The following is a 4,317-nucleotide window of genomic DNA, read 5'->3' as shown; positions in this document are numbered from 1 at the left end:
ACACTTTTCTGCAAAATACGCCCTTTTTTATGTTGGATCAGCATTCCCGTAGCTCTCTGCCCGGTAACGGAAGGTGGACAGAGGCATACCGCACTCCTTGGCCGCCGCTGTACCTGTGATTGCCCCAGCTTTCCACCGCTGGTAGGCGCTGCGGTAGTTATCCGGCAGAGGACTTGGCGGCCGGCCAAACCGTACCCCGCGGGCCTTTGCCGCCGCAATGCCCTCTCTCTGCCGCTGGCGGATGTTGGTGCGTTCGTTCTCCGCCACAAAGGACAGCACCTGTAGAACAATGTCGCTGAGGAAGGTCCCCATCAGGTCCTTGCCCCGCCGGGTGTCCAACAGGGGCATATCCAGCACCACAATGTCTACCTGTTTGTCCTTGGTCAGCATACGCCACTGGTTTTGAATTTCTTCATAATTGCGCCCCAGCCGGTCAATGCTCTTGATATACAGCAAGTCGCCCGGCTGTAGCTGTCGGATCAGCTTTTTGTACTGGGGCCGGTTGAAGTCCTTTCCTGACTGCTTGTCCATAAAAATCCTTCCCTCTGGGATGGACATCTCCCGGAGCGCAATAAGCTGCCGGTCCTCGTTCTGCTCTCTGGTGCTGACCCGGATGTAGCCGTATGTATTTGACAAAATGGTCATCGTACCTCCTTTCTCGCTGTCAGGATAATATTATATACTCCTTTTGGCTGTGCTCCGGGCCTTTTATTACGGGACAAAACCGCTGGAAAGCACATCATGTGGGCTGTGGATGCCTATTCCGACCTCAGTTCACTGTATGGCCGGAGTGAGGAAATCACATTGGAGCTGATTACTGGCTCCAATTCTGACATCATCAGAACCCGCACCTCCTATTGTGAATCGAGAGATTTCTTGCTATAATGGGTTAGAAATTCAGCAAAGGCTTTCTCCAACATACCACATGAATAAGAACTCCTGGATTTCCATTGTCCTGGACAGCTCTGTTTCCGACGCTCAGATCACGCCCCCGCCGGAACTGAGCTATGACAGCGTTGGAGAAAGCGTCCTCAGCCGGAGGAGAAGCAGACCCCACACGCCGGGTTTGCCAAATCAGGAGGAGAACGCCCATGAAAATGCCCTGGAATCGGGAGGCCGTCCGCGTCCTCCCCGCAGAGATCGACCTGACCCAGCAGCCCTGGTGCCGGGAGGCCCTGCTGCTCCATATCCGCGGGACCGGCGTATTGCGCTGGGAGAGGCGGCTCCTTCCAGAAAAGGCGGACTCCTATGAAACCCCGCTCTGCCTCACCCTCCGGGGCGCGCCTCTGCTGTCCTGGCTCGCCGCGGTGTACGAAACCAGCGAAAGCTGGCTCTGCACCGGCTGGGGCTTGGACAGGGCGGAGTGCCCGGAGCTGGACGCTCTGCGGGAAACGCTCAATGGCGGCTTTGCCCGACTGGAGGAGGCTGTTCCCGCCCTGTCGCCCCTGCTGGAGCTGCTGCCGGAGGGCGTCTATGTGCTTGCCGAGAGCGACGCCTATCCCGCTGACGGCTGTGGACAATTTTTCTGGAATGTGTCCGACTGTCTGGAGGCTAACCCCGCCACCGCCCTCGTTTGGCTTTCTGACAATGACTACGACTACAACTATGAACGCATTCCTCCGAAATTCCTCTACCCCTCCCAGCGGCGGTCGCGGCTGGATATGGAGCGGGTGGAGTATTACAAAGAACGCCTCCAGCAAGACGGCCCCCTGCCCCACGGCCTCGCAGTCTATGTGACGGAGGGGATGTCTGTCCTGCTGGACGGACACCACAAAGCGGCCGCCGCCGCCCTGCTGGGCCGGACTCTGCCCTGCCTGACGGTGCTTCGGCTGGAGCATTACCAGCTGCGTCCACTGGCTGTATCCAGAAACCAGGAAAAGAAAGCTGGATGCTTTGGCCCGTTTACAGTGCCGATCGAGGACATGAATGGGATAACACTGCCGAAAGAGCCTTGGAAGCTCACCGAAATCTCTTCTCCCCTGCCGAATGGCCGTCTGGCGGACATGGAGCTGCCGGAGGTGCTGCTGACTGCCGGGAAACGCTATCCCAGCGCCAAGGGGTATGCCCTGGTGTCGGCGGCGGAGATCGGCTACCCCACAGACAAGGAGCTGGAAACCCGGCTGGCAGACCCCGGCCTCTACCGCCCCCAGCTGCGAGGGGCTCTGGTGGTTCTGCGGGACCGGGGAGATCCCCGCTTAAAGGATACCGCCCTCCGGTGCGCCGCCGTTGGGGACCAGTATTGCAGTCTGAAGGCGGAGGCGTTTCAGGTATTGGCGGAGCTGAAAGGCGACCCGGACGTGGAAGCCTTCTTCATTGACTACTTTGTGAACCTGGAGGAGCCGCCCAGTGTCCACAGCAGCGCCCAGGACTACCTGACGCAGATTGCCCACAGCTTTTGGGAATAGCGGCAAGGGGGAAATATGTACTTCGGTCAAACAGAGGAGTATTATTTTTTTGCAGAATCCGGCGTGTATGATTGATCTACCCTTTCCACAACCATTTCAAGCGGAAGACGTGCCAAACGTCTTCCGCCTTTTGCTATGCCTTCGATTCTTTGTGTGATTTGTCCACCATGTTTGCCCCCCTTTTCGCAAAATAAAAGACCGCCTACCTGTTGTGTTTGGTAAACGGTCTTGATGTATCATTGATTTTATTATACATGGCGTGATACGTCCGGCGGGCAGTGTGAAATAACATCAATGACATGGTTTTGTGTGTAGATGCCATAGTGTGTCCACTCTCCGGGCAACGCTGTCTGCCTGGGCCTGTAACGCGGCAAGGGGATCACGCCAGGTGGAAAAGCGGCTTGATAATCAGGACGAAGAACTGGGGAAAAACACACACGAAAAGGAAGAGGCTCAACGCACCACCCAGAATCTTTGTCACAATGCTGCTGCCGTCGAGTACAGCCAAAGCTCCGCCATAGCAGCAAAAAGCGAGTACCAGCGTGGCCAGCGCCCCCCGGAAGCTAAAGTTCATCCAGAGCACCACAAAGGCGATCACGATCAGGTCGCCCACCCAAAATGTAAGTTGGCTGAGGTAGTCGTCCCTTAAGATAAAGCCTCCGCAGATTCCTACGAAAACCAGCAGTATAATGACGGTGATGCCGAAGCCGAACTTCCACCACAGATAACCCACAGCCGCAAGGGCAGCAATCACGGCGATCCAGAACAGCCCGCCGCCGCCACCGCCGCCGCCACCTACACGGCCGCCGCCGCTGGGGGGGTGATCGAAATAAACCCAATATCCCATAAAAGCCCTCCTTTATAACAGTAAAAGTCTCTTGCGCCAAAACCGGGTCAGCGGTTCATCGGGGTGGTCAGCTTGTCGATAAAGACATCGAACTGGACATACACGGCCGCCGCCTTTGGATGCTCCGGGTTCTCTTTCTCATAGACGCCGACATAGACGTTGGCGCTGCCCAGGTAGCGGTACTGCTTGGACACCATCGCATTATAGTGAGACTCGGAGTAGCGGTAATTGATATACCAGGCGCCACTTGTACATTGCTTCAGAGCGCTCTGCTTGCTGCTGGGGTATCCGTGTACTGTGTTTTCACTCCATCCGCTGGTGGCGTTGATGAGGTCCATCAGCCTGTAGCACTCCTCCAGGTTCTCGGGGGCCTGGACCCAGTCGTGGGCGTCCCAGTCCTCCAGGGCGTCGATGTAGGCCCGGTAGCAGGCCAGGGCGGACAGCTCGGGGTCAAATTGGACGGGGGCCGCCCCCACCTCCGCCCGGTACTTGTTGATATTGTCCAGCTCAGTCTGCTGCATGTTGGTGAGCTTCATGGTAAGCTGCTTCTTCTCTTTTCCGCCGCTGGCGGTCACCGACTTTTGGGTCTGGTAATTCATGGCGTAGTAGAGGTAGTAGCATTCATAGTTGTCCTCAAAGGCTTTCCGCACCTCGGCGTCGCAGTTCTTTTGGTAGGCGGCCACATTGAAACTCTTGCAGCCCTGACGGCCCTCGTGGATGCCCACCGTCTGGAAGTGCTGGAGAAGCAGCGCCTTGTCCTTGTGGTACAGATGGGCCAGCACGGGGAAGGTGCTGATGTAGTAGTCGGCGTCAAAGAGGAGATCCCAGTCCACCTCCTGAATGTAGGCGTCATACAACTCGCCGTAGTCCCAGGTAACATCATAGGGGTTCTCCCCGTCGTCCACATCCACGAAACAGGCGGATCTGCTGGTCTCCACCTCGGCCTGGAGCCCGGCAAGGCGCGCAATGCCCTCCACGCTGGAGAGAACCCGGATCTCTTCTTCGGGCTTGGAGCTTCCGCCGGAGGAAGAGGAAGTCGACGGGGTCTTGGAGCTTTCGTTGGAG

Annotated in this window: 4 protein-coding genes; 1 reads left to right on the top strand and 3 read right to left on the bottom strand. The window is 57.3% G+C overall.

From position 1 onward, the window contains the following. Positions 1 to 27: 27 nt before the first annotated feature. A complete protein-coding gene (locus tag D1646_RS19855; protein ID WP_201754777.1) occupies positions 28 to 645 on the bottom strand; it encodes a recombinase family protein in 618 nt (205 codons plus the stop codon). 446 nt (positions 646 to 1,091) lie between these two features. Here D1646_RS19855 and D1646_RS19850 point away from each other — a divergent pair, with 446 nt between their 5' ends. After that, entirely contained in the window at positions 1,092 to 2,405 is a 1,314-nt protein-coding gene (locus tag D1646_RS19850) for a hypothetical protein (RefSeq protein ID WP_160638118.1), read from the top strand. Between the two features lie 379 nt (positions 2,406 to 2,784). Here D1646_RS19850 and D1646_RS19845 read toward each other — a convergent pair whose 3' ends face one another. Beyond that, a complete protein-coding gene (locus D1646_RS19845) occupies positions 2,785 to 3,252 on the bottom strand; it encodes a hypothetical protein (RefSeq protein ID WP_160638117.1) in 468 nt (155 codons plus the stop codon). 47 nt (positions 3,253 to 3,299) lie between these two features. After that, a partial coding sequence (locus D1646_RS19840; RefSeq protein ID WP_160638116.1) for a CAP domain-containing protein occupies positions 3,300 to 4,317 on the bottom strand: 1,018 nt, incomplete at its 5' end.

This window comes from Pseudoflavonifractor sp. 60, from assembly GCF_009911645.1.
Lineage (GTDB): Bacteria > Bacillota > Clostridia > Oscillospirales > Oscillospiraceae > Lawsonibacter.
The sequence above is the reverse complement of the archived record's forward strand: the minus strand, read 5'-3'. Positions and strand labels throughout refer to the sequence as shown.

Bases quoted from the DNA above. Each gene is read 5' to 3' on its own strand.
- D1646_RS19855 (WP_201754777.1), bottom strand. From the start codon at position 645: ATGACCATTTTGTCAAATACATACGGCTACATCCGGGTCAGCACCAGA.
- D1646_RS19845 (WP_160638117.1), bottom strand. From the start codon at position 3,252: ATGGGATATTGGGTTTATTTCGATCACCCCCCCAGCGGCGGCGGCCGT.
- D1646_RS19850 (WP_160638118.1), top strand. From the start codon at position 1,092: ATGAAAATGCCCTGGAATCGGGAGGCCGTCCGCGTCCTCCCCGCAGAG.